At 57.5% G+C, this 25,819-nt stretch carries 21 protein-coding genes; 4 read left to right on the top strand and 17 right to left on the bottom strand.

Annotated elements, in window-relative coordinates; translation table 11 throughout:
- The first annotated feature begins 148 nt into the window (after positions 1 to 148).
- On the top strand, positions 149 to 628 hold the full coding sequence (locus KQ940_RS00170) for a MarR family winged helix-turn-helix transcriptional regulator (protein WP_217410641.1): 480 nt from the start codon (positions 149 to 151) through the stop codon (positions 626 to 628).
- Positions 629 to 647: 19 nt separating this feature from the next.
- Here KQ940_RS00170 and KQ940_RS00165 read toward each other — a convergent pair whose 3' ends face one another.
- Positions 648 to 1,418: a GGDEF domain-containing protein gene (locus KQ940_RS00165; RefSeq protein WP_217410640.1), complete on the bottom strand. Its 771-nt coding sequence runs from the start codon at positions 1,416 to 1,418 to the stop codon at positions 648 to 650.
- A gap of 218 nt (positions 1,419 to 1,636) precedes the next feature.
- Between KQ940_RS00165 and hisC the strand changes: the two genes are divergently transcribed.
- Positions 1,637 to 2,710, top strand: coding sequence for a histidinol-phosphate transaminase (hisC, locus tag KQ940_RS00160; RefSeq protein ID WP_217410639.1), 1,074 nt, complete (start codon positions 1,637 to 1,639; stop codon positions 2,708 to 2,710).
- A gap of 137 nt (positions 2,711 to 2,847) precedes the next feature.
- On the opposite strand, the gene KQ940_RS00155 is transcribed toward hisC, so the two are convergent.
- Complete coding sequence (locus tag KQ940_RS00155) at positions 2,848 to 3,747, bottom strand: GGDEF domain-containing protein (protein ID WP_217410638.1); 900 nt, start codon at positions 3,745 to 3,747, stop codon at positions 2,848 to 2,850.
- Positions 3,748 to 4,066: 319 nt separating this feature from the next.
- On the opposite strand from KQ940_RS00155, the gene KQ940_RS00150 reads away from it, so the two are divergent.
- A complete protein-coding gene (locus KQ940_RS00150; protein ID WP_217410637.1) occupies positions 4,067 to 5,293 on the top strand; it encodes an EAL and HDOD domain-containing protein in 1,227 nt (408 codons plus the stop codon).
- Positions 5,294 to 5,321: 28 nt separating this feature from the next.
- On the opposite strand, the gene KQ940_RS00145 is transcribed toward KQ940_RS00150, so the two are convergent.
- The 10 genes from KQ940_RS00145 to sdhC form a co-directional block, all read right to left on the bottom strand.
- Entirely contained in the window at positions 5,322 to 5,630 is a 309-nt protein-coding gene (locus KQ940_RS00145) for a c-type cytochrome (RefSeq protein ID WP_217410635.1), read from the bottom strand.
- 148 nt (positions 5,631 to 5,778) lie between these two features.
- Positions 5,779 to 6,660, bottom strand: coding sequence for a succinate--CoA ligase subunit alpha (sucD, locus tag KQ940_RS00140; RefSeq protein WP_217410633.1), 882 nt, complete (start codon positions 6,658 to 6,660; stop codon positions 5,779 to 5,781).
- Positions 6,660 to 7,826: an ADP-forming succinate--CoA ligase subunit beta gene (gene sucC / locus KQ940_RS00135; RefSeq protein ID WP_217410631.1), complete on the bottom strand. Its 1,167-nt coding sequence runs from the start codon at positions 7,824 to 7,826 to the stop codon at positions 6,660 to 6,662. Before sucC ends, sucD begins: the two co-directional genes overlap by 1 nt.
- A 124-nt stretch (positions 7,827 to 7,950) precedes the next feature.
- On the bottom strand, positions 7,951 to 9,390 hold the full coding sequence (lpdA, locus tag KQ940_RS00130) for a dihydrolipoyl dehydrogenase (RefSeq protein WP_217410630.1): 1,440 nt from the start codon (positions 9,388 to 9,390) through the stop codon (positions 7,951 to 7,953).
- Positions 9,391 to 9,431: 41 nt separating this feature from the next.
- Entirely contained in the window at positions 9,432 to 10,658 is a 1,227-nt protein-coding gene (gene odhB, locus KQ940_RS00125) for a 2-oxoglutarate dehydrogenase complex dihydrolipoyllysine-residue succinyltransferase (RefSeq protein ID WP_217410629.1), read from the bottom strand.
- 48 nt (positions 10,659 to 10,706) lie between these two features.
- A complete protein-coding gene (locus KQ940_RS00120; RefSeq protein ID WP_217410628.1) occupies positions 10,707 to 13,538 on the bottom strand; it encodes a 2-oxoglutarate dehydrogenase E1 component in 2,832 nt (943 codons plus the stop codon).
- A gap of 294 nt (positions 13,539 to 13,832) precedes the next feature.
- Complete coding sequence (locus tag KQ940_RS00115; protein WP_217410627.1) at positions 13,833 to 14,537, bottom strand: succinate dehydrogenase iron-sulfur subunit; 705 nt, start codon at positions 14,535 to 14,537, stop codon at positions 13,833 to 13,835.
- Positions 14,538 to 14,549: 12 nt separating this feature from the next.
- Entirely contained in the window at positions 14,550 to 16,322 is a 1,773-nt protein-coding gene (gene sdhA / locus KQ940_RS00110; protein WP_217410626.1) for a succinate dehydrogenase flavoprotein subunit, read from the bottom strand.
- 3 nt (positions 16,323 to 16,325) lie between these two features.
- Positions 16,326 to 16,673 (bottom strand): succinate dehydrogenase, hydrophobic membrane anchor protein, encoded by a 348-nt coding sequence (gene sdhD, locus KQ940_RS00105; RefSeq protein WP_217410625.1) that lies wholly within the window; start codon positions 16,671 to 16,673, stop codon positions 16,326 to 16,328.
- Positions 16,667 to 17,044 (bottom strand): succinate dehydrogenase, cytochrome b556 subunit, encoded by a 378-nt coding sequence (sdhC, locus tag KQ940_RS00100; RefSeq protein ID WP_217410623.1) that lies wholly within the window; start codon positions 17,042 to 17,044, stop codon positions 16,667 to 16,669. The genes sdhD and sdhC overlap by 7 nt, the downstream gene beginning before the upstream one ends.
- Before the next feature lie 431 nt (positions 17,045 to 17,475).
- Between sdhC and gltA the strand changes: the two genes are divergently transcribed.
- Positions 17,476 to 18,756 (top strand): citrate synthase, encoded by a 1,281-nt coding sequence (gltA, locus tag KQ940_RS00095; RefSeq protein ID WP_217410621.1) that lies wholly within the window; start codon positions 17,476 to 17,478, stop codon positions 18,754 to 18,756.
- Between the two features lie 84 nt (positions 18,757 to 18,840).
- On the opposite strand, the gene KQ940_RS00090 is transcribed toward gltA, so the two are convergent.
- The 5 genes from KQ940_RS00090 to KQ940_RS00070 form a co-directional block, all read right to left on the bottom strand.
- On the bottom strand, positions 18,841 to 19,575 hold the full coding sequence (locus KQ940_RS00090; RefSeq protein WP_217410619.1) for an efflux RND transporter periplasmic adaptor subunit: 735 nt from the start codon (positions 19,573 to 19,575) through the stop codon (positions 18,841 to 18,843).
- A gap of 8 nt (positions 19,576 to 19,583) precedes the next feature.
- On the bottom strand, positions 19,584 to 21,563 hold the full coding sequence (locus tag KQ940_RS00085; protein ID WP_217410617.1) for a preprotein translocase subunit SecA: 1,980 nt from the start codon (positions 21,561 to 21,563) through the stop codon (positions 19,584 to 19,586).
- 2 nt (positions 21,564 to 21,565) lie between these two features.
- Entirely contained in the window at positions 21,566 to 23,710 is a 2,145-nt protein-coding gene (locus KQ940_RS00080) for a PqqD family peptide modification chaperone (protein ID WP_217410615.1), read from the bottom strand.
- Positions 23,711 to 23,712: 2 nt separating this feature from the next.
- Positions 23,713 to 25,449 (bottom strand): HlyD family efflux transporter periplasmic adaptor subunit, encoded by a 1,737-nt coding sequence (locus tag KQ940_RS23030; protein WP_217410613.1) that lies wholly within the window; start codon positions 25,447 to 25,449, stop codon positions 23,713 to 23,715.
- A 61-nt stretch (positions 25,450 to 25,510) separates the two neighbouring features.
- Positions 25,511 to 25,819: a DUF3467 domain-containing protein gene (locus tag KQ940_RS00070; RefSeq protein WP_217410612.1), complete on the bottom strand. Its 309-nt coding sequence runs from the start codon at positions 25,817 to 25,819 to the stop codon at positions 25,511 to 25,513.

Genomic DNA, 25,819 nt, shown 5'->3' with positions numbered 1-25,819 from the left:
AATTACGAAACACAAGTGCAATTTTACATTGTTTCGCGTTACAATATATTTACGACATTATTCCAGCTTTCTATTGCGACACTCCGCAAATCAAGCTAAAAACCGCAACAGAATTTGATTCACCCGTCAGACTAACTCCCGGATGCCAATGCCTAGAAGTCAGGAAGTACTGGTGCTCTTGCGCCAGATCATTCGTGTAACCGACATGCACGACAAACAACTCAGCCGCATGACTGGCCTGACCATGCCTCAGCTGATGACGATGCAGACCCTCGAAACCGAGGGCTCGATCACCATTGGTGTACTGGCAAAGAAGATGAATCTGGCGCAGGCGACTGTTACCAGCATTCTTGACAGACTGGAGCTGAAAGGACTGGTAAAACGGGAGCGCAGCCAGAGCGATAAACGCAAGGTGCTCGCCTGCCCGACACAGGCCGGCATGGAGTTGCTAAAATCGGCACCAAGGACATTGCAAGACCGGTTCGTCGAGAAGTTCACCAGCCTCAAAGAGTGGGAGCAGTCGATGATAATAGCAGCGCTCGAACATGTATCGGGGCTGCTGGAGGCTGATCAAATCGACGCGGCACCGATGCTCGACATTGGCGCGCTCGATCGGCACATGCTGTAGTCAGCGGTCGCGCCCCGATTCAGGATGTGGCATCAGAGGAACTGGCGCCATTTTGCATACGAGGCCCCGCCACCCTATTACGCCCCTCCCGCTTGGCCCAATAGAGACGCTCGTCAGCCCTTTGCATTAGCGCCGCAAAACCCTCACCCGGGCGCAGCTGTGACACCCCGAAACTGGCGGTTACCGTTCGATCAACCCCCAGATGGGTGGACTCGATCGCCATACGCAAACGTTCGGCCAGTTCGACCGCCCCCTCGCCGGCCGTTTCCGTCGCAATGACCATAAACTCTTCACCACCGGTGCGCGCCAATAGATCCAGGTTACGTATCCGGCCGGCCACAAGGCTAGCAAACTGACGCAACACCTGATCGCCCACCGGATGGCCGAAGGCATCGTTAATATCTTTGAAATGATCGATATCGAAAAGAATGACCGACAACCTCCGCCTGTAGCGATGCGCCCGACGCACCTCACCCGACAGCACATCCATGGCGCGCCGTCGATTCAATATACCGGTCAGAACATCGGTATTGGCCTCCTCGACCAACGCACGAATCTCCAACAAACGGCGATAAGCAAAGAGCATAAGATAGAACGGGCCAACCAGACAGAGGCTGATCAGCAACTCGTCCAGATTTATCGCCTCAAAGTGGCGCGTCCAGGCGTAAAGAGAGTCGGCAAGATCCAGCTCGGATGAGATCAGATACACGGACAGGAACAGCAAAGCCGCCAACAACAGCTCGCTGCCAAATCGACGAACATCAAGATACTTGTGCTTAAACTGGCGCAAATCCACCCCTACAGACAGATCTCAGAATCTCCAGCGCAATTCTACCAGCGCCGGGCGCAAACAATACAACGCTGCTGATTACAGGATTACTGACTCCACTATAGCCGCTCTCCCCCATAACGGAGCGCAAGACCTGGCGCTTCTCCACCTGTGACAGCTCTGCTATCCTTGCCTGCTCTATATTCAAGCGCACACTGCAACACACAGAGCGATCCGCAATGAACAGATTCTGGAGTCCCGCCATTCAGTCACTGGAGCCCTACACTCCCGGTGAACAGCCGCGCATCGAAGGGCTGACCAAACTGAATACCAACGAAAACCCTTACCCACCCTCTCCAGCCGTTTCGGATGCACTCAGACACTTCCCGACCGAACGTCTGCGCCTCTACCCCGACCCCAACGCAAGCAGGCTGAAAGAAGCGTTGGCAAGGGAGTACGAGCTGAGCCAGGAGCAGGTATTTGTAGGCAACGGCTCTGACGAGGTATTGGCACTGGCCTTCATGGCCTTTTTCCGCCAGCCTCGCCCCCTGCTGATGCCGGGAATCAGCTACAGCTTCTACGACGTCTATGCCAATCTATTTGATATCGAGTTCCGCAAGGTGCCGCTCGACGAGCAGTTCCGCATTCGCCTGAGCGATTATGCTATCGACAATGGTGGAATCATTTTTGCCAATCCCAATGCCCCCACCGGGATCGCCGTAGAACTCGACGAGATCGAGGCACTATTGCAGCGCAATACCGACAGCCTGGTCCTGGTCGACGAAGCCTATATCGACTTCGGTGGCGAGAGTGCCAAGACGCTGATCGCCGCCTACCCAAACCTGCTGGTCGTGCAGACCTTCTCCAAATCGCGCTCACTTGCCGGCCTGCGCATCGGCTTTGCCTTCGGCCACCCGGAACTGATCGATGCTCTGGAGCGGGTAAAAAACAGCTTCAACTCATACCCGCTGGATATGCTCGCAATCGAAGCGGCATGCGCCTCACTATCGGACCAGCAGTACTTCATACGCACCTGCGAGCAGATCATCGAAACCCGAGACCGTAGCGCCCGGCAGCTCGAGGAGCTGGGCTTTTCCGTGCTACCCTCCAGCACCAACTTCCTGTTCGCGCGCCACTGCCAGCTTGGCGGCGCCGAGCTGATGAGCTACCTGCGCGAACGAAAGATCTTGGTACGTCACTTCAACAAGCCGGCGATTGCAGATTATCTGCGCATCTCGGTCGGAACGGATGAGGAGATGGAGCGCCTGGTAACCGCGCTGGAAGCTCATCCGCACATTGCCCGCACGCGCTGATCGCTACCGAGCTCCCCTGCACGCCGGGCCCAGCGTGCAGGACAGGAAAAGCCTTCGCCCAGGGCGCAAGGCTTTTCAGCAGTTGTGATACACAGACACCTGTACCTGAAAAGTGCGACAAGGGCCTCTCAGACAGCTCAGGCTTCACCCTCCACACGATTGCCACCACTATTACGGGCTATAAACAAACTCTCCTCTGCGCGCTTGAGCATCTCGGACGCACTGTCCTCTATTCCCCTCATGCCGGCCACACCAACACTGGCAGTGCAACGCAGCTCCCCGGTAGGATACGGCATCTCCAGCTCCAGAATCAGGCGACGCACTCGCTCCGCGGCTGCAACCCCCTGCTCATGATTGGTTTCAGGCAGGAACAGCACCAACTGATCATCTCCGTACCGCGCCAGAAAGTCAGCGGTACGCTTTAGCTTATACAAGCCCGTTACGATCTGTTGCAGCATCTGATCACCGGCATCCCAACCATGCTGCTCATTGATGCTACTGAAGTCATCCACGTCGATCAGCAACACGCTGCAGGTCCAGTCATAGCGCTGCGCCTGCGCCACGGTCTGTTCCATCACCGTCAGCAGTGCACGGCGGTTATACGCTCCCGTTAGCGGGTCGCGTTGCGCCTGGTTGGTTACTTTACGCTGCAGCTTCTTGCGCTCGTTGATATCACGTGCACTCCAGATCATCTCGCCGGAAGGGGTTGCGACGAAGCGTGCCTCATACCAGATCGGCTCACGCAGCCCTGCCTCATGCAACATCGGCAGGTGTTCCGGGCGAAGCACATATTCAAGCGACTGCACTGCGCCTGGCGAGGCTTGAGCGAGCGTGATAACAGCACGAATTTTGGCCAGGAGATCCTCGGCGAGGAGAGCTTGCAGATCTCGCCCCGTGACAACCGATTCATTCAGCCACTCTGACTCGCCGGCCCGACACATGACCACCCTTTCGCCATCAAGGACCATCAGCAGATCCCTCGATACCTCAAGTATTGCCTGATACCGCTCCGCCCGATTTTCGACCTCTTGTGTCATCACTATTCTCCCCGCGCTCCATATCCCAATTAACTTCACGAGCCTCAGGCTCCGTCGCCAAGGGCTATACCAGAAACTACCGGATTATCGTCTTAGATCAAAGTGTTGTTAATCATAGCAATGAACACTGGTCAACGCCTGCCGACCAAATCAACACGGCCACTCGCATGACCACAGCAACCTAATTAGCAAGACCTGGCGACACCTTTGCGGAACCGATATCGCTTTTGCCCGGAGGTAAATCTTAGCCGTCACCTAGCCTTAGTAATTAATTGTGATATTGTGGCGACAGATCACTATATGAACAGGGAGTCAGGTGGTGCCGGATCAATCCCAGGTACTGATGGCAAGGCAACCGATCTTCGACAAGGAGCTTCGGGTGGTTGCTTATGAGCTGTTATACCGCTCGGACGACGAAAAAGAGATCGCCAATGTATTCAATGGCCATCACGCCACATCGAATGTACTGGTGAACGCCTATACCAGCATAATCGCCAACCAGGAGCGCCGTCAGCTACCCGCTTTCCTGAACCTTCCCAGAGAGATGTTCGAAACGGACTCCCTGCCGGCGATGTCGCATCGTCAACTGGTCATTGAGGTACTGGAGGATGTCACCGTCGACGAGACACTGATTGAGTCGGTCAAACGGTACAAAGAGGCGGGCTATCGGATTGCACTCGACGACTTCGAGTACTCGCCCAAGTACGACCCTCTACTGGCCCTGGCCGACATCGTTAAAGTCGACGTTCTCGCGCTGGGCATGTCCGGTGTGCGTTACACCGTTAGGCAGCTAAGGCGATTTCCACTCACGATGCTGGCGGAGAAGATCGAGACCTACGAGCAGCTGCGCGAGTGCATCGATCTCGGCTTCAAGCTGTTTCAAGGCTACTTTCTGCGCAGACCCGAGATCGTTGAAGGCCGGAGACTGGATAGCAATGAGACGATCCTGTTACAACTCTTGGCCGAACTGAACAGCGCCGAACCCGATACGGAAAAGCTCGTAGCACTGATCGGACAAGATCCGAGCCTTACCTACCGGCTACTTAAAATCGTCAACTCCGCGGCATTTTCACGCCAACGCAAGATTGAGAGCATCAAGGAAGCGCTGGTCATTCTGGGGCTCGCTGAAATTAGAAAATGGATCTCGCTGATCGCGCTTTCGGGGCAAAGCCGGAAGCCTTCGGAGCTGGTCAGGGAAACCCTGGTCCTGGCCAAAATGTGCGAACGTCTGGCGGAGCAGTTGAACCATGCCGAGACCCCGCCAAGCAGCGCCTTCCTCTGCGGCTTACTGAGTCGCCTGGACGCCATTCTCGATATCGAAAAGGAGGAGCTCCTGCGTCAGATCGCCGTCAGCGAACAGATAATACTGGCCGTTCGCGATGGAGACGGCCCCCTCGGCGCATTACTTAATAATGCGTGCGCCTATAACGACGGAGAGTGGTCCAGACTGAAGGTATCTGACCACCCCCTATATCAACGCTGCCTTATCGACAGCCTGGAGTGGGTCAACGATACCATGTCACAGCTGGACTCCATAAACGACTGACGCCCCACCACATCAACCGACGAATCGCTCAGCGGACCCCCGCGGTCATATGGTCGATGGCGGCGCGTAACTCATCCTCGCTGCAGCTCATACAGGTTCCCTTTGGCGGCATCGATCCCTTACCGCTCATTACCGTTGCCAACATTCCATCCACGCCCTTCTCCAGCCGGGGAGCCCAAGCGGCCTTATCACCGAGCGCAGGCGCACCCCCAAGCCCTGCGTCATGACAAGCCTGACAGTGCTTAGCAACGATCTCCTCGCCAGACTGTGCAAAGGATCCCTGCGCGAAAAGCGCAAGCATCGCGCCGGTGACGGTAAGGGCTGTTACTCTATTCATGCGTTATCAACTCCGCTGCTGGCGATTTTTCGTCTATCAAAGCAGAAATATATCGGCCAGAAAACAGATATTGCCCAGCAATGCGAGCACTCATGATGTACAACAAAAAAGGCAGCCGAAGCTGCCTTTAGAGAGAGGGATAAAACCCTTACTTCATAGCCCAACCGGTCACTTCGGACAGCGCCTTGCCGATATCGGCCAGGGAGCGTACGGTCTTCACACCAGCGTCTTCCAGCGCCGCGAACTTCTCGTCCGCAGTGCCCTTACCACCGGAGATGATCGCACCGGCATGACCCATGCGCTTGCCCGGAGGTGCAGTAACACCCGCGATGTAGGACACCACCGGCTTGGTTACATTGGCCTTGATGAAGGCAGCCGCTTCCTCTTCGGCGGAACCGCCGATCTCACCGATCATGACGATCGCTTCGGTCTGCGGGTCCTGCTCGAACATGGCCAGGATATCGATGAAGTTGGAACCCGGAATCGGGTCACCACCGATACCGACACAGGTAGACTGACCGAAGCCTGCATCAGTGGTCTGCTTAACCGCTTCGTAGGTCAGGGTGCCGGAACGGGATACGATACCGACCTTGCCCGGCAGGTGGATGTGACCCGGCATGATGCCGATCTTGCACTCTCCCGGAGTGATGACGCCCGGGCAGTTCGGGCCGATCAGACGCACGCCCAGCTCGTCACACTTGACCTTGCACTGCAGCATATCCATTACCGGGATGTGCTCGGTGATGCAGACGATCAGCTTGATACCAGCGTTAGCCGCTTCCAGGATGGAGTCCTTGCAGAAGGGAGCCGGAACGTAGATGACAGAGGCTTCAGCACCGGTGGCTTCAACCGCTTCCTTAACAGTGTTGAACACCGGCAGACCCAGATGTTCGGTACCGCCCTTACCCGGGGTTACACCACCAACCATCTTGGTGCCGTACGCGATCGCCTGCTCAGAGTGGAAGGTACCCTGACCACCAGTGAAACCCTGACAGATAACTTTGGTGTCTTTGTTGATCAGAATGGACATTATTTACCCTCCGCTGCTTTAACCGCCTGCTGAGCCGCATCGGTCAGGCTGGTTGCGGCGATGATATCCAGGCCAGACTCGGACAGGAGCTTGGAACCCAGATCTGCGTTGTTACCTTCCAGACGTACCACAACCGGCACTTCTACACCCACTTCCTTGACCGCACCGATGATGCCCTCTGCGATCAGGTCGCAGCGCACGATGCCACCGAAGATGTTGACCAGCACGGCCTTGACCTTGCTGTCTTCGAGGATGATCTTGAACGCTTCGGTAACGCGCTCTTTGGTAGCGCCACCGCCCACGTCGAGGAAGTTGGCCGGGAAACCGCCGTGCAGAGAAACGATATCCATGGTACCCATGGCCAGACCTGCACCGTTGACCATGCAGCCGATGTTGCCGGTCAGCGCCACGTAGTTCAGATCCCACTCGGCCGCACGAGCTTCACGGGCATCGTCCTGAGACGGATCGTGCATCGCCTGCAGATCCTTGTGGCGGTATACGGAGTTGCCGTCGATAACGACCTTGGCATCCAGGCAGTGCAGGTTACCCTGCTCGGTGATCACCAGCGGGTTGATCTCGAGCAGCGCCAGATCCTTCTCTTCGAACATCTTGGCCAGGCCCAGGAAGATGTTGACGAACTGTTTGATCTGGTCACCCTTCAGGCCCAGCTGGAACGCCAGCTCACGGCCCTGATAGGGCTGAGCGCCGGTCAGCGGATCGATAGTGGCCTTGAGGATCTTTTCAGGCGTCTCTTCAGCTACTTTCTCGATCTCGACACCACCTTCGGTGGAGGCCATGAAAACGATACGACGGCTGGAGCGGTCAACGACGGCACCCAGGTAGAGTTCGTTGGCGATATCGGTGCAGGTTTCAACCAGGATCTTGGAAACCGGCTGACCGTTCGCGTCTGTCTGGTAGGTCACCAGACGCTGGCCCAGCCACTTTTCGGCGAAGGCTTTGGCTTCTTCAGGGGAGTCAACCAGCTTCACGCCGCCCGCTTTACCGCGGCCGCCGGCGTGTACCTGAGCCTTGACGACCCACTTGTCCCCACCAATCTGCTTGGCTGCTTCTACTGCTGCTTCCGGAGTATCCACCGCGATTCCCTTGGAAACCGGCAGACCATAGGCGGCAAACAGCTGTTTACCCTGGTACTCATGAAGGTTCATGCTCTAATCCGTTGTTGTGTCGGTTATACATGCGCAGGGGGTGATGACCTCCCCACGCGCTATCATCGTGCAATCACACAGGGGCCAGACTTTTGGTCCGGCCCGCGTAACGCAACCCTCAGAATTAACGCTTCTTGCGGTTGGCGATATGGATAGCGTGGTTGTCCACGGCCAGTGCCGCCTCATGCACCGCCTCACTGACTGTCGGGTGAGCGAAAACAGTCAGCTGCAGGTCTTCGGCGCTGGAGGCAAACTCCATTGCGATCACACCCTGAGCGATAAGCTCGGAGGCGATACCGCCAACCATATGAACACCCAGAATGCGGTCAGTTGCTTCGTCAGCAATCATTTTGACGAAACCGTCGGTAGCATTGGCTGCCATCGCACGGCCAGATGCCGCAAACGGGAACTTGCCGACTTTATATTTAACACCTTCAGACTTGAGCTCCTGCTCAGTCTTACCTACCCAGGCCAGCTCCGGGAAGGTGTAGATGATGTTCGGGATGCAGTCATAGTTCATCGCCGCCTTATGACCGGCAATGATATCTGCAACCATGATGCCCTCTTCCGAGGCCTTGTGTGCCAGCATCGGGCCACGAACGGAGTCACCGATCGCGTAGACGCCCGGTGCGTCGGTGCGGCAGTTCTCATCAACGAAGATGAAACCGCGCTCATCCAGCTTGACGCCGGAATCTTCAGAAAGGAGTCCCTTGGTCTGCGGGCGACGGCCGACAGCGACGATCAGCTTGTCGACGACGATCTCCTGATCGCCGTTGGCGTCGGTGTACTTGACCTTCACCTCTTTGCCATCGATGACCTCGGTACCGGTGCAACGTGCACCCAGCTTGATATCCAGCCCCTGCTTGGTCAGCAGTTTCTTGGCTTCCTTGGCGACATCGATATCGGCCAGAGCCAGGAAATCGTCCATCGCTTCAAGCACGGTAACTTCGGATCCGCAGCGCGCCCAGATCGAGCCCATCTCGAGACCGATAACACCCGCACCGATGATACCCAGACGCTTTGGCGTCTCGGTGATATCCAGTGCACCGGCGTTATCCAGAATCAGACCTTCGGTCAGCGGCGCCGGCGGAATCTCGACCGGCACGGAACCGGACGCTAGAATCACATTCTCGGCACCATGAACGGAGACATTGCCGTCCTTATCGGTAACCTCAACCTGCTTGCCTGCAAGCAGCTTGCCGGTGCCCTGCAGCAGGGTCACACCGTTGGCCTTGAACAGGCCACCGATACCGCCGGTCAGGTTCTTGACGATCTGATCTTTGCGCTCGACCATTTTCTTGGTATCGATCTGCACATTATCGGCAACGATACCCTGGGCAGCAAAACCGTGCTGCGCTTCATGCAGCTTATGGGTAGTTTCCAGCAGCGCCTTGGACGGGATACATCCGACGTTGAGGCAGGTACCGCCAAGAACAGCAGCGCCCTTTTCGTCAACCCACTTCTCGACACAAGCGGTCTTCAGACCCAACTGAGCGGCACGAATAGCCGCAACATATCCACCAGGTCCTGCACCGATAACAATTACATCAAATTTGTCTGACATCACTTAATCCTGTCTGTTCACTCGTTCGATTGTGGGCCCGCTTAGACGTCCAGCAGCATACGTGCCGGATCTTCCAGCAGATCCTTGATGGTGACGAGGAATTGTACCGCCTCCTTGCCATCGATCATACGATGGTCGTATGACAGGGCCAGGTACATCATTGGCAGGATAACAACCTGTCCATTTACTGCCATCGGACGCTCCTGGATCTTGTGCATACCCAGAATGGCGGTCTGCGGCGGATTCAGGATCGGGGTGGACATCAGCGAGCCAAACACACCACCGTTGGTGATAGTGAAGGTACCGCCCTGCATATCGTTCATACCCAGCTTGCCATCACGACCACGCTTACCGAAGTCGGCAATGGTCGCTTCGACGTCGGCCAGGCTCATGCTGTCGGTATCACGCAGCACCGGCACCATCAAACCGCGATCGGTGGATACGGCCACGCCGATATCCTGGTAACCGTGATAGACCATGTCGTTGCCGTCGATGGACGCATTGACTGCCGGGAAACGCTTGAGCGCTTCAGTAGCCGCCTTGACGAAGAAGGACATGAAGCCGAGACGAGTACCGTTATGGGTCTTCTCGAACAGATCCTTGTACTGCTTGCGCAGATCCATGACCGGCTTCATGTTGACCTCGTTATAGGTGGTCAGCATAGCGGCGTTCTGCTGCGCTTCGACCAGGCGCTTGGCGATGGTCGCACGCAGACGCGTCATCGGCACACGCTTTTCGGTGCGCTCGCCCGCCGGGACATTAACCGCTACAGCCGCTGCCGGAGCCGCTGCCGGTGCGGATGCAGCCGCCGGAGCAGCCGGCTTGCTCTTCAGGTAGTTCAGAACGTCCTCTTTGGTGATGCCGCCATTCTTGCCGGTAGCCGGAATCGCCTTGGCATCCAGATTGTTCTCGTCGATCAGCTTGCGAGCCGCCGGACCGATCTTGTCGCCTTCACCGGTTTCACCGGCAGAAGCTTCGGCGCTGCTTGCTGCAGCCGCAGGAGCAGACGCGGCTGCGGAACTGCCGGCTGCACCCTCTTCGAAAATTGCGATCACCTCATCGCTGAGAACGGTGTCGCCCTCGCCCTTAATGATCTCTTTGATCACACCGTCGGCAGGCGCGACCACTTCGAGAACCACTTTATCGGTCTCGATATCGACGATCAGTTCATCAGCAGAGCAAGCCTCTCCAGGCTGCTTGTGCCAGGTTGCAACGGTACCGTCCGCTACGGACTCCGGAAAAGTTGGCGCTTTGATATCGATGGACATGCTAATTCCTTAAATACTGTGCTCGTTTTTTCTGCTAACGAACTGTCATTAACCGTTGATTGCCTCGTTAACCAGCTGCTCCTGCTGTTCAAGATGAACAGAGATATAGCCAACAGCCGGTGCCGCCGCGTGTGGGCGACCTACCCCATCCAGATACAGCTTGGGATCGAGCTTGTGCAATACATTACGCATGTGGTGCTGGCTGCAGTACCAGGCGCCCTGATTCATCGGTTCTTCCTGGCACCAGACAACCGATTCCAGGTTGGTGTACTGGCTGATAATGTTGAGCAAAATCTCCTCCGGGAACGGATAGAGCTGCTCGATACGCAGAATCGCGACATCATCTTTCGCCAGTTCGGCACGACGGTTGTACAGGTCGTAGTAGACCTTGCCGCTGCACAGTACCAAGCGCTTGACCTTGCTCGGGTCGAGAGCATCGACTTCCGGGATTACCGGCTGGAAACTGCCTTCAGCCAACTCTTCCAGAGTGGAGATCGCCTGCTTATGGCGCAACAGCGATTTCGGCGACATTATAACCAGCGGCTTACGCAGCGGGCGCACGACCTGACGACGCAACAGATGGAAGATCTGTGCCGGCGTGGTCGGTACGCAGACCTGAATGTTGTGCTCGGCACACAGCTGCAGGTAACGCTCAAGGCGCGCAGAGGAGTGCTCCGGCCCCTGACCTTCGAAACCGTGCGGCAACAGCATGGTCAGGCCACAAAGGCGCTGCCACTTCTGCTCACCTGACGTGATGAACTGATCGATAACCACCTGTGCACCGTTGGCGAAATCACCAAACTGCGCTTCCCAGATCACCAGGGCGTTGGGTGTGGTAGTCGCGTAGCCATACTCGAACCCGAGCACAGCCTCTTCAGACAGCAGAGAGTCGTAAATATCAAACGGGGGCTGCCCCTCAGCCAGATTCTGCAACGACACATAGGTCGACGCATCCTTCTGGTTATGCAGCACGGCATGGCGATGTGAGAAGGTACCGCGACCAACATCCTGGCCGGTCAGACGCACTGGATGTCCTTCCGCCAGCAAAGTGGCGTACGCCAGCGTCTCGGCGAAGCCCCAGTTGGCTTCCATTGCACCGGCCGCCATTTTTTTACGATCTTCGTAGATCTTCTGCACCTGGCGCTGCACAGCAAAGCCTTCAGGCACCTCGCAGGTTTTGTTTGCCAGCTCCTGCAGCAGTTTCATGTCGACACGCGTGTCGCACTCGAAACTCCACTCATGGCCCAGGTAGGGGCGCCAGTCGACAAACAGCTCGGTGTTCGGTTCCAACACCAATGACTTGGCCACGTGCTCGCCATTTTCCAACGCGCGGCGATACTCTTTCTCCATCTCGGCGGCTTCATCAGCCGAGACCACCCCTTCGCTGATCAGCTGCTCAGCATAGAGCGTGCGAGTCGTTTTGTGGTTCTTGATCTTGGCATACATCAGCGGCTGTGTGCCTGACGGCTCGTCCGCTTCGTTGTGACCGCGACGACGGTAACACACCAGATCGATGACCACGTCTTTCTTGAACTCGTTGCGGTAATCAACGGCCAGCTGCGTTACAAAGCGTACCGCCTCGGCATCATCGCCGTTAACGTGGAAGATCGGCGCCTGAACCATCTTCGCCACATCTGTACAGTACTCGGTAGAGCGCGCATCTTCCTTCTTGGAAGTTGTAAAGCCGACCTGGTTGTTGATAACGATATGGATGGTGCCGCCGGTCTTGTAGGCCCGGGTCTGAGACATCTGCAGTGTCTCCATGACCACACCCTGACCCGCGAACGCGGCATCGCCGTGCAGGTTCACCGGCAGCACAGTAGTGCCGACAGTATCTTTACGACGATCCTGACGGGCGCGTACAGAGCCCTCAACAACAGGAGCCGCGATCTCGAGATGCGACGGGTTGAAAGCCATCGCCAGATGCACCTCGCCACCCTCGGTCATCACGTTGGAGGAGAAGCCCTGGTGGTATTTAACGTCGCCAGAGGTTTCGACCAGTTTCTTACCTTCAAACTCGCCGAACAACTCGGCCGGGTTCTTACCGAAGATATTGACCAGAGTGTTTAGGCGACCGCGGTGGGCCATGCCGATAACAATCTCTTTCACGCCCTGCTTGCCGGCACGTCTCACCAGCGTATTCAGCGACACGATGAGAGACTCTCCACCCTCCAGACCGAAACGTTTGGCACCGGCATAACGAGAGCCCAGGTACTTTTCCAGCCCCTCCGCGGCGGTCAAGCGCTCGAGCACCATCAATTTCTTCTCGTGCTCGACATCGGGATGGGAACGAACAGGCTCCAGACGAGACTGAATCCAGCGTTTCTCCTGGGTGTCGACAATGTGCATGTACTCAGCGCCGACGGTGGTGCAGTAGGTTTTCTTGAGGTCAGCCAGGATCTCTTTCAGCGGCGCCTCTTCCTTACCGAAAAAGAGTGAACCGAGCTGAAATACCGTGTCGTAATCCGCTTCCGACAACTCATGGAACCGCGGTTCCAGATCGGGCACGTGCTCACGCTCAAGCAGCCCCAACGGATCGATGTTAGCAGCCTGATGCCCACGCACGCGGTAGGCGTTAATCATACGCAGCACACGAACCTGTTTTTTCTCGTGTTCCGAGCTGACACTGCTGACAGCTACCGGCTGAGCGCGCTTCTGATTCTTGGAAAGGTAGAGAAAGTGTTCCCGAATGGGAGAGTGGGGAACGTCCTGAGAGATGCTGTCGCCGACTTTCGGAAGCCGGTCAAATTCTTCACGCCACTCTTGTGGAACGGCGTTCGGATCCATCAGATATGTTTCGTATAGTTGCTCGACGTAGGAAAGGTTGCCACCGTACAGATGGGCGTTTTTCCACATCAGCTCCATTATGCCGTCTTGCATTATGATATCACCCTGGCTTCAGGGGTCGAGGGCGCGCTCAGGGTGCACCATTTCCTGCTCACGAATTCCACCGCCCCTTCTTTGAATTACTGACTTTTTATTCAGCTGCAATCTAACGGGTCGCGCAAAATTGCGGGGAATATTCTACGACTTTTCATCCAGCCTTAACACAGCTTGTCGACGCGGATAATACTAAAGTTCCCCCTTTTTTCACCTTTTCCGACCCATTGGCGGATTGCCTCCTTCCAGACAAAGAAAAAGCGGCACCAAGTGCCGCTTTTTTCAAGCCCCGGATCAGGTCGCCTGCTGGATCAGCATGTTTCGAATCTTGCCAATCGCCTTGGTCGGGTTAAGCCCCTTGGGACAGACATTGACACAGTTCATGATGCCGTGGCAGCGGAATACGCTGAACGGATCATCCAGATCAGCCAGGCGCTCGCGGGTTGCCGTATCACGACTATCCGCCAGGAAGCGATAAGCCTGCAGCAGACCGGACGGCCCGACAAACTTATCCGGATTCCACCAGAACGACGGACAGGCGGTTGAACAGCATGCACAGAGGATACACTCGTACAGCCCATCCAGTTCGGCACGCTCTTCCGGCGACTGCAGACGCTCGATAGCCGGCGCCGGCGTGTTGTTGATCAAGTAAGGCTTGATCTTCTCATACTGGCGATAGAACTGGGTCATATCGACCACCAGGTCACGAATGACCGGCAGCCCCGGCAACGGACGCAGCACCAGCTTGTCCGCCTCGACCACCGCCGACAACGGCGTGATACAGGCCAGACCGTTCTTGCCGTTCATGTTCATACCGTCGGAGCCGCAAACACCCTCACGGCAGGAGCGACGATATGCCAGTGTCTGGTCCTTCTCTTTCAGCAGCTGGAGCAGATCCAGCACCATGATGTCCTTGCCGCCCGGGATATCGATATGGATATCCTGCATGTACGGCGCATCATCAATCTCAGGGTTATAGCGATATACACTTACCAGCATCGTACCAGCCCCTTAATAAGTTCGAACTTTCGGCGGGAACGGCTCCATCGTCTTCGGCGCAAAGTTAACCGCACGTTTACCGATGCGCTTATCCTGCGGGAAGAAGACAGAGTGGCACAGCCAGTTCTCGTCATCACGCTCTGTGAAGTCGTTACGGGCATGCGCACCGCGAGACTCTTTGCGCTCTACCGCGGCGATCGCGGTCGCTTCTGCCACTTCCATCAGGTTTTCAAGCTCAAGCGCCTCGATACGAGAGGTATTGAATGCCTGACTCTTATCTTCCAGATGAACATTGGCAACGCGCTCACGGATACCCCGGAGCAGCTCAAGCCCCTTCTCCATGCTCTCGCCGTCGCGGAATACGCCGAAGTAGAGCTGCATGGTGTTCTGCAGATCCTTGCGCACATCGGCAATGCTCTCGCCGCCAGTGCTGTTGTTCACGCGATTCAGGCGCGCCATTGCAGCTTCGATATCGGCTTCGGTCGCATCGGTCACTTCGTAACCTTCACGCATCTGCTGCTCGATCTGCATACCCGCCGCACGACCGAATACCACCAGATCGAGCAGAGAGTTACCGCCAAGGCGGTTCGCACCGTGCACGGACACACACGCCACTTCGCCACAGGCGTAGAGACCGTTAACGATCCGGTCGTTACCCTCGGCATCCGGCGCAAGCACCTGACCACCGATATTGGTGGCCAGACCACCCATCATGTAGTGACAGGTCGGTACGACCGGGATCGGCTCTTTCACCGGATCGACAGCGGCGAAGGTCTTGGACAGCTCACAGATACCCGGCAGACGGGAGTGCAGAACCTCCTCACCCAGATGATCAAGCTTCAGGAACACGTGATCACCGTTCTCACCGGCACCGTTACCGGCCAGAATCTCCAGGATCATGGAGCGAGCCACAACGTCGCGACCAGCCAGGTCTTTGGCGTTCGGCGCATAGCGCTCCATGAAACGCTCACCGTTCTTGTTGATCAGGTAGCCACCCTCACCACGACAACCTTCGGTCACGAGAACGCCCGCACCGGCGATACCGGTCGGATGGAACTGCCACATCTCCATATCCTGCGCCGGAACCCCTGCGCGCAGCGCCATGCCCACACCATCACCCGTGTTGATCAAAGCGTTGGTGGTAGAGGCGTAGATACGACCGGCACCGCCGGTGGCCAGCACAGTCGCCTTGGCCTTGATATAGACGGTCTCACCGGTCTCGATGCAGATCGCGATACAGCCGACAACAGCGCCATCGGCGTTCTTGACCAGATCAACGGCATACCATTCATTCAGAAACGTGGTACCCGCCTTCATGTTGGCCTGATACAGGGTGTGCAGCAGCGCATGACCGGTACGGTCGGCGGCAGCACAGGTACGGGCAGCCTGGCCACCCTCACCGAAGTTCTTGGACTGACCGCCGAACGGACGCTGATAGATACGACCGGTTTCGGTACGGGAGAACGGCAGACCCATGTGATCCAGCTCGAATACCGCCTGCGGACCGACCGAGCACATGTACTCGATAGCGTCTTGGTCACCGATATAATCGGAGCCCTTGACGGTATCGTACATGTGCCAGCGCCAGTCATCGTTCGGGTCGGCACTGGCGATCGCACAAGTGATACCACCCTGAGCGGAAACGGTGTGGGAACGAGTCGGGAAAACCTTGGTCACACAAGCAGTGTTCAGGCCGGACTGTGCCAGCTGCAGCGCAGCACGCATGCCCGCACCGCCACCGCCGACCACAATCGCGTCGAAAGAGAGCGTACGCAGTTTAGACATGTCTTAGATACCCCAAAGAATCTGGATGCCCCACACAACGTAGATAAACGCCAGCAGGCCACATACGGACTGGAATATGAAACGAGCACCGGTCGGCTTGATATAGTCGGTGGAAACCGACCACATACCGATCCAGGCATGCGCTACCATCGAGAGCAGAGCCAGCAGCGAGAAGATACGCATACCGGTGCCATCGAACAGCCCTCTCCATTGGTTGTAATCCAGATCCGGATTGAACAGCAGGTAGCCAATCATGAAAACGGTGTAAGCCAGCAGGACGACGGCGGTAATGCGCTGCATCATCCAGTCATAAAGACCGCTGCGGCCGAAGCTTGTAATACTAGTTACCATATCCACACCCCCGCCAGAAGGATCGCTACCACCGCAACGACCAGCGTTACTTTGGCTGCACGCTGACCGCTTTCCAGTTCTTCACAGTACCCGGCATCCATAATCAAATGCTTGATCCCTGCGCAGAAATGGTAAAGCAGTGCTGATACCAGACCCCATGCAATGAGTTTTGCCAGGAATGACTCCTGGAGCATCTCCTGGGCTTCTGCAAAGCCCTGAGGAGATTCCAGCGACAGACCCAACGCATACACCATGAAGATGGCGCCGAAGAACAGCGCGACACCTGAAACACGGTGCAGGATGGAGGTAATCGCCGGTAGTGGCTGTTTAATAGTTCGCAGATCTAGATTTACAGGTCTTTTTTTGTTCACGGCTCTAGTTCACACTCTTGCGGCCCTGTTGCAAGGCTCGGTTGCTTGGAAGTGCTCAGAGAGTAGTACCTCGAGATGCCTGAAATGAGCTCATATATTTTGCTTTTAGAAGTCATTTCAGGAGCGGAAGTATAGACACTTCGCCCTTCGAACACAACGAAGCGGAACCCGCATTAGCCTTAAGTCCAATACACTGAAAGCGCAAAACCCCTCTCACCATAAGCGCCGGACCATCCGCTTAACGGCATTGATTAGATTGCAATTTTACTCATGATGCATTGCAACATATTAACCCAATGACTAAATTGACAATCACGCTTCAAACACTATAGTGGATGCTCACTCAATTCGGGGCTCAGCTGATCCTGCGCACCGAAACAAGCGGCTGACAACAAGTCGCAGCTATTACAACTGAATGATAGGAGCCTCGAATGGCTGACAAGAAAGCACGTTTGACAGTCGATGGTCTGGAAGGAGAGATCGAACTTCCAGTGTATAGCGGAACGGAAGGTCCGGACGTAATTGATGTCCGTCCTCTGACCGGACAGGGCCTGTTCACCTATGACCCCGGGTTCGTATCAACAGCAGCTTGCGAATCCAAGCTGACCTACATCGACGGAGAAAAAGGGATCCTGCTTCACGGCGGCTACCCTATCGAACAGCTGGCCCAACACTCCGACTATCTTGAAGTCTGCTACCTGCTGCTCAACGGTGAGCTACCGACTCCGGAACAGAAGGAGAAGTTCAACAACACCGTCACCAACCATACTATGGTGCATGAGCAGCTCAGCCAGTTCTTCAAAGGCTTCCGTCGTGACGCGCACCCGATGGCCATCATGTGTGGCGTGGTCGGCGCACTGTCTGCGTTCTATCACGACTCCCTGGACATCAATGATGCCCACCACCGCGAAGTCTGTGCTTATCGCCTGATCGCCAAAATGCCGACCCTGGCAGCCATGTGCTACAAATACTCCATCGGCCAGCCGTTCATGTATCCGCAGAACGAGCTAAGCTATGCGGAAAACTTCCTGCGCATGATGTTCGGCACCCCCTGCGGCGATTACAAGGTCAGCCCGACCCTGGCGCGCGCCATGGACAAGATCTTCATCCTGCACGCCGACCACGAGCAGAACGCCTCCACCTCCACCGTCCGACTGGCAGGCTCTTCCGGCGCTAACCCGTTCGCCTGTATCGCTGCAGGTATTGCCGCGTTGTGGGGACCGGCACATGGCGGCGCCAACGAAGCGGTACTGGTAATGCTCAATGAGATCGGTGACGAAGCGAATATTCCTGAGTTCATCGATCGCGCCAAGGATCCGGAAGACCCGTTCCGCCTGATGGGCTTTGGCCACCGCGTCTACCGCAACTTCGACCCGCGCGCCAAAGTAATGAAGAAAACCTGCGACGAAGTTCTGGCTGAACTGGGCATCGAAAACGATCCTCTGCTGAAGATCGCCAAGCGCCTGGAGCAGATCGCTCTGGAAGATGACTACTTCGTACAGCGCAAGCTCTATCCGAACGTAGACTTCTACTCAGGCATCATCCTGAAAGCGATCGGCATTCCGACCAACATGTTCACGGTGATCTTCGCCCTGTCACGCACTATCGGCTGGATCTCTCATTGGAACGAGTTCCACTCCAGCCCGAACAAGATCGGTCGTCCGCGTCAGCTGTATACCGGCCCGAAACTCCGCGACTACCCTACCAAGTAATCGCTCAGGCCCGACCAAACTGCCCGCATTTGCGGGCAGTTTTGTTTCTAGCCATAGCAATATCTGACGCAAGCCTCTTGCAAATCAGGCCCCCGCGGCATCTACAGCCAGCAACTGACACTTCAGTCCCGACGGGATCTTATAATCCGGGTTGTCGATCTGTAAGCGGACCCGGAAGGTGCTGCTGGCCGCATCGACGATGGGGTCGACATTGATCACCTTCGCCTCGTGGATCGTCTCCAGGTGCTGGAGTTTCACCCTGTACCGGTCCCCTTTGGCCAGCGTACCGAAACGTTCCAGCGGCATCACGGTTTCAACATACAGGGGATCGAGGCTGACAATACGCACCACTTCGCCACCCTTGACCAGGTCCCCCTCCGCCACCATGCGCTCGACGATAATACCGTCGATCGGACTGGTGATCGATTTCAATTTAAGCTGTTCCCGACGCTCGCGCAGCTCCAGGTTGGCGACCGACTTCTCGGTACGGATATCGTCCACCTCCTGATCGGTGATCAACTTGGCCGCCGACAGGTCACGGATCCGTTCCAGCCGCCGATCAGCATAGGCCGCCTGAGCCGCCTTGGTATTGACCGAGGCTTTCTCCAGTCCCGAATCCAGCTCGGCCAACAGCTGACCCTTTTTAATGTGGTCAGAGCGATCCACCAGCATTTTGGTCAGACGCCCCTCTGCCGTGGTACCCACGGTGACATCCGCAGAGGGCTCCAGATAGCAGCTGAGAACCTGTATGGGCTCCGCCCGCGCCCAGCCGGACAGACAGCCCAGCAGGAGAAGCAGAGAATAGCGCTGTTTAGACATCTGGATAACTACTCCGATTTTCCGGTAAATGACAATGAACGGCGGCTCTGGAACTCGGCCCTGAGCAGGCTCCGCCTGATCCGCTTGTGGCTGCGCTCAACCCTTTGTTGCGCCAACTGGTAAACCCGTCGAGCGACCCACTGCAACACCCTACTGTCCGGTGCCCCTTGCAGCCGTCGCGACAAAGCCTTCAGCAGCCTCTTGGGTAGCACCTGCAGCAGCTCGTCCTCCAGGGACAGGATCTCCTCCCAGCTCCCCGGCTGCCCTTGACGGGCGCAGCGACCGACCAACTGCCGATCCACGCGGGCACTGTCATGCAGCTCCGTCAGGATCACGTGCAGACCGCCCAGGGTATCGATCCCGTCGGCGAGTTTGATATCGGTTCCCCGACCGGCCATATTGGTGGCAATGGTCACACGACCATGCTTGCCGGCTTCGGCCACGATCATGGCTTCCTCCACATCCTGATTGGCGTGCAGCAGCTGATGCTCGATGCGATACGCTGTCAGTCTTTCCGCCAGCTCATCCGCCGCGTGGATGGTCCGCGTTCCCACCAGGACGGGCTGTCCCCTGGATTGCATCTGCGCCAACGTCTCAACCAGAGCCTGCCACTTCTGATCGGCGGTCGCAAACACCCGGCACCCTTGCCGTATACGCCGGCTGCGACGATGAGGAGGGATACGCACCGACAGCAGGTCGTAGACATGGCCCATCTCCGCCGCCACCTCGCGCCCGGTACCGGTCATACCGGCCAACCCCACGTAGCGGCGAAAGAACAGCTGAAAACTGATCTTGGCCAGGGTCACCCTTGGCGGTGTCACCGGGACCCCCTCCTTGAGTTCGATCAACTGATGCAGTCCCTTCTCCCAGGAGCGATCGGGCATCACACGACCAGTATGCTCATCGACGATCATCACCTTGTCGTCACGCACGATGTAGTGCTCATCGCGCAAGAAGTTGTGCAGGGCGGTCAGCGCCTGGATCACCGACTCCTCACGGCGAAACTGGTTGTGCCAGAGCGGTTCGAGAGCCTGCGCCCGCTCGGCAAGACGCTCCCGCCCGCCGCGGGTCAACTCGATCCGCTTGCGGGAATCGACCACGAAATCGGTATAGAGCAGCAGCGACCTGGCCAGCGTCAGTGCCTCTCCGTAGTACTCCTCGTGGCGGGAACTTTCGTCACTGGCCGATATGATCAGCGGGGTGCGCGCCTCATCGATCAGCACACTGTCGATCTCGTCGACGATAGCAAACTGCAACCCCGGCAGCAGCAACTCGCCGCCGGGACGATTGCGGATAAAATCCTTCAGCCGGATCCCCAGTTGGGATAGCTGCTGCCCCAGCACGAGACGATCCTTCAGGTAGTCGAACACCAGCGTCTTGCCGGTGCAGTAGACAATGGGGTGGCGATAGGCCCGTTCACGCACTTCGCGCGGTGCATCCTCGGCCACCGTGGCGGTGGTCAGGCCAAACCACTCATACAGAGGTGCCATCTCCTCGGCATCACGTCCTGCCAGGTAATCATTGACCGTTACCACCTGCACCTGACGCCCGGCCAGCGCCATGACGATAGCGGCCAGAGTTGCGGTCAGGGTTTTGCCCTCTCCGGTATCCATCTCGATGATGCAGCCATGTATCAACACATAGCCGCCGCGAATCTGCACATCGTGATGGCGCATCCCCAACACGCGAGACGACACCACACGGATCAGGGCGAAAGCCGGTGCTACCTGCTCGTCATGGATACCCTCCCGACGCAGCCCCAGGCGCACCGTCTGCAGCTGGGCTTTCAGCCCGGACTCGTCCAGCGCGTTGAACCGTCCCTCATAGGCGCTCACGCGCTGCACGAAACGGCGCTGCCGTCTTGTCGACAGGCGGACATAGCGACTCCAGTGCAGCGCCAGCCAGTGCCAGGCCTGCTCCAGCATCGGCACTTCGTCCCAATCGAGTTTCTGCGGATAGCGCTCGGCCGAGGTCAACAGAGAAAACATGGTCAGACCCCGAACTTGCGGATGAACAGGTCACGTAATATACGATACCACTGCATCGCCAGCGGCTCCGGCGTATGCTCGAAGCGGGCATAGACCCGCCCGCCCAACGCGGTACTGATCGGTTGGACGGATGCAGCCTTCAGCTCCAACAGGAATAGCGGCTCCAGCGCCATCGGCTCCTGCAACCCCGGTTCAATACCGATGTTGCCGCCGCCCTGGAGCGCCAGCGCCAGACTCGGCAGACGCTTGGTGGCCGCCGGTACCGCACGCAGCACGCCGGCGGTCACCTCGCGCTCGATATCGTCTGCCGGACGCAGCCGCACCTGCTGACTGTCCGCCCGCACTCGGTCGATACTCATCTGCGGTACCGCACTCATCACGGTGTAGCGTTCGGGGTCGATGATATGGGCAATCACCTCCCCGCGCTGGAACCAGCGCCCCACTAGATCCAAGGAGCCCGGAAGTACGAAACGGCCATCCAGCGGCGCCACCAGCGTGAAGCGCTCGATGCGGGCATCCAGATCGTCGATCTGGGTCTGAACGCTGATCAGCTCCTCCTCCAGCAGGCGGGCCTCGACCTGATCCGTGCGCTGAGCAATCACCTGACGCGCCAGCAGTTCCTGCTTGCGTAGCGCCAGCACCTCGCGCCGCGTCGGCAAGATCTCATCCTCACAACGGATCAGCGGTTGCCCTTTGCGTACATCGCCCTGCTCCTGCAGTAGCTCACGTACAAAGCAGGCCTGCGGGGCGCGGATGCGGGACTGTTCCGGCATCCAGACCACTCCCTCCACCAGTGTGGCGGACGGTACCGGGGCCAGCACCAAACACCAGGTCAGCACGGCCAGTCCCAGGCCGGTAAGGCCATATAGACGCAGTCGCCGCTCCATGATCAGCGGATCGCGTAGGATACTCTTGATCAGCTTGATCAACGGCAGCAGCAACATCATGTACGCCGCCCAGAGCGCCAGCAGGATGCCGATAATGAAGAACTGGGTGGCGACGAACATGATGATGGTAAACACCAGCACCATACGGTAGCAGAAGGAGCCGATGGCATAGGCGGTCAGCCAGCCGGGCTCACGAGCGGTGGTGCGCGGAGGCAGCAAGCCACGACGGATATTCAGCAGGTAGCGTTTACACAGGTAACCCAGATACTGGTTGGCCTTCTGTCCCAGCCCCGGTATTTCCAGCCAGTCCGAGAGAATGTAGTAACCATCGAACCGCAACAGCGGGTTGATGTTGAAGATCAGTGTGGTCACGCCCGCCAGGATCACCACATCATGCAGGAACACGCGCAGCAGCCCCGGCTCGGCCCAGGTCCACATCCACAGGGCGACCGATGCCAGCGCCAGCTCGATCATCATGCCGGCGCCACCCACAATCATACGTTGGTACTTGCTCACGAAGCCGGTGGCGTGACTCGCATCTACATAGGGCACGGGCATCATCACCAGCAGCATCATCCCCATCTCGTGACACTGGCCGCCGAAGAGCTTGATCGCGATACCGTGCCCCAGTTCGTGGATCGCCTTGACCACCGGAAAGACCAGCAGCAGGGTCAGTACATATTGGGGGGTGAACACCAGTTGCCCCACATCGGCGGTCAGCCCCTCCCAATGCACAAACGCCAGCCAGCCGCCGAAGGCAATCAACATCCCCCACAGAGCCAGCAGAACAGGACGCATCCACACCGGCACCCAGCCGACCAGCAGGGCCAGAAAGCGGTCGGGATCTACCAGCGGAATCCTCAGTGCCAGCGGGTTGGAGAGGTACTGCTTGATCCGGTTGCGCCGCGACTGCCGGGTACGCTCCTGCAGCTCATCCAGATCCGGCACCTGCCCGGTAATCAACACGCCGGCGTTATGCAGCTGGGTCATCAGCTGGAGGATCTCATCCTGCCCGGGGACGTCATCCCCCATGGTATCGCAGGCCAGTTGCCAGATCTGCTCCAGCGTTCTCTGGCCATCCATGAACCCTAGAATACGGTAAGCCTGGGCGTTGAGACGGAGGAACTTACCGCTGCTCTGGTCCTGAACGACGCGCCACACCTCGCCGCGGTAGATATGTCGAAAGATGCGCGCCTGGGTTCTGAGCCGGGGAACCAGCTCCGCGGTGCGATACCAGGACGCGGAAAACAGTGACGACATATTCAGACCCCGAACCACTTCCAGAGAGAGAGGGTCAACCACTGGCGCAACTCTCGTGTCCAGATCCAGATCAACTTGCGCTGATCCACGCTCACCTTGGCAACCCCTTCCAGACCGGGACGCATCCCCTCGGTCACCTCATCCAGCCTGGCCTCCACCCGGAACAGGTTTTTCCCATCCCGTGCCTCCGCCAGCGGCGTGATCAGCGACACCTCGAACAGGGTCGGCTGATCCGGAAACGCCTTCAGTACCAGTTCGCCGCGCTCGCCCACGTGTAGAAAGCCGATGTCAGTTTCGGGTACATCCAATACCAGGCGGTAATCCGCCAGCGGTGCCAGCTCAAACAGAACCTGTCCCTTGGAGATCGGCAGTCCAAGATCCTGGGACAGATCGCCGCTGGTGATCAGTGCATCAAAAGGTGCCCGTATCTCGGTTCTCTGCAGCATCGCCCGTACCAGGTTCAACTGGGCGTCTACCTGCCCCAGCTGTGCCGACACCACCCCGGCCTGCGCCGAATCCCAACTCGCCTGCGCCAACTGCAGCTGGCGGGTATACTGTGCCTGTTGGCTCTCCAGCTTGACCAGCTCCAGCCGCATGTCGCGATCGTCCAGCTTGGCCAAAAGATCTCCCGCTTTCACCACCTGTCCGGCACGCAGGATCGCCTGCTCCAGATAGGCATCAAACGGTGCCGCCAGCGAACGGTTAACGGCCCCCTCAAGACGCGCATCGGTATCGATTCTGAATTCGCCGGTTGCCAGGCTGAAAAACAGTGCCGCCACCACCACGCCTGCAGCGATCATCTTGGTACCGAGATAACCGGCGCCGAAGATACGCTTGAATGGGGCCACCAGCGCGTGGCGTGTGATATCCAGCACACCCTTATCCTGGTTTCTGCCCTTGAGCAGCACCTGGCCGAGAATAGGCGCCATCGCCGTCGCCAGCTCCAGGTTTTCAGACTCGGGGATATCCGCCCACTCGAACGTTAGTACGCCGTACTGGTCGCTATCGCGAATAAAGGGGATCGACAGCAGGGTATGGTTGCCCTGACGCTCCGCCAAAGCCTTATGGGCGTCACAGATGACCAGACTATCCTCCGAACCGGGCCAGGAGACCGCTTCACCCTGATCGACCGCCTCCTCCATCGCCGCTTCGAGATCCAGCACCAGATCGATCTTGCGGGAAAACTCAGCCACGTTTGCCAGGCTGAACAGTTTGATCCCCCGCTTATGGGAGAAACCCAGTGCAATACGGTCGCAGTTGAGGCTAACGCTGGCCTGCGAAAGCACCGTCTGCGCCGCCTGCTCCAGATCATCGCTGTCCAGCGACGACATCAGCAGTTCCAGCAACAGAATCAGGCGTTCGTTGAGTTCGCCTTCGCCACTGCCGGTCTGAACCAAGGCATGCCCGAACAGCCAGCCCAGTCCCCACTGAATCCAGTTTTTTTGTTGAATCGATAGCCCCGGCGATAAGGGAGATATCGCCAGTACGCCCATCAGATCGTTTTGTCGCACCACCGGCATCGCGAACAGCAGACGGCCGTCGGCGCGCTGCATCACCGGGCGACACTGCTCCAGAGCCTGCTCCGCGGCGAGCATCAGCGATTCACTGCAGGGGGTCTTGTAGGGCCAGGATGCCCTGGGTTCGAACGGCCCGGTATTGGCGGGCCCCAGAACTAAAACACCTTCCTGGATGCCACCCACTCCATCGTTGAGCAGGTTAAACCAGGCCGAAAAAAACACCGGATCAGTCTCCTCATGGAGGAGCCTGAACCAGTGCATATATTTTTCCGGATTCGGCGTATCAGAGTTTGATTTCACCGAATCGTTTTTCATATTCCTTCAGTCCCATATCCAGCATGATCTGCAGACGCTTGGCAGCATAGGGAGTCAGCAGAATGCGCTGGGACAGCATCACTTCCACCTCTTCCTGGTTACCCTGCCAGTTTTTATTGGAACCGAACAGTACCATGATCTCTTCACGGGTGCCCATGACATTGCAGACATTGGCATAGGTGGAGTTCATCTCGGAATCATTCCACTTGACCTTCGGCACGACCGGCTGTGTGGCCTGCTGTTCACTCATGTTTTTCTCTTCCCCTGTTCCAGACAT

The sequence above is a fragment of the Marinobacterium ramblicola genome, from assembly GCF_019084545.1.
In the GTDB taxonomy this organism is placed as follows: Bacteria; Pseudomonadota; Gammaproteobacteria; order Pseudomonadales; family Balneatricaceae; genus Marinobacterium_D; species Marinobacterium_D ramblicola.
This window is presented reverse-complemented; position numbering and strand designations above follow the sequence as displayed.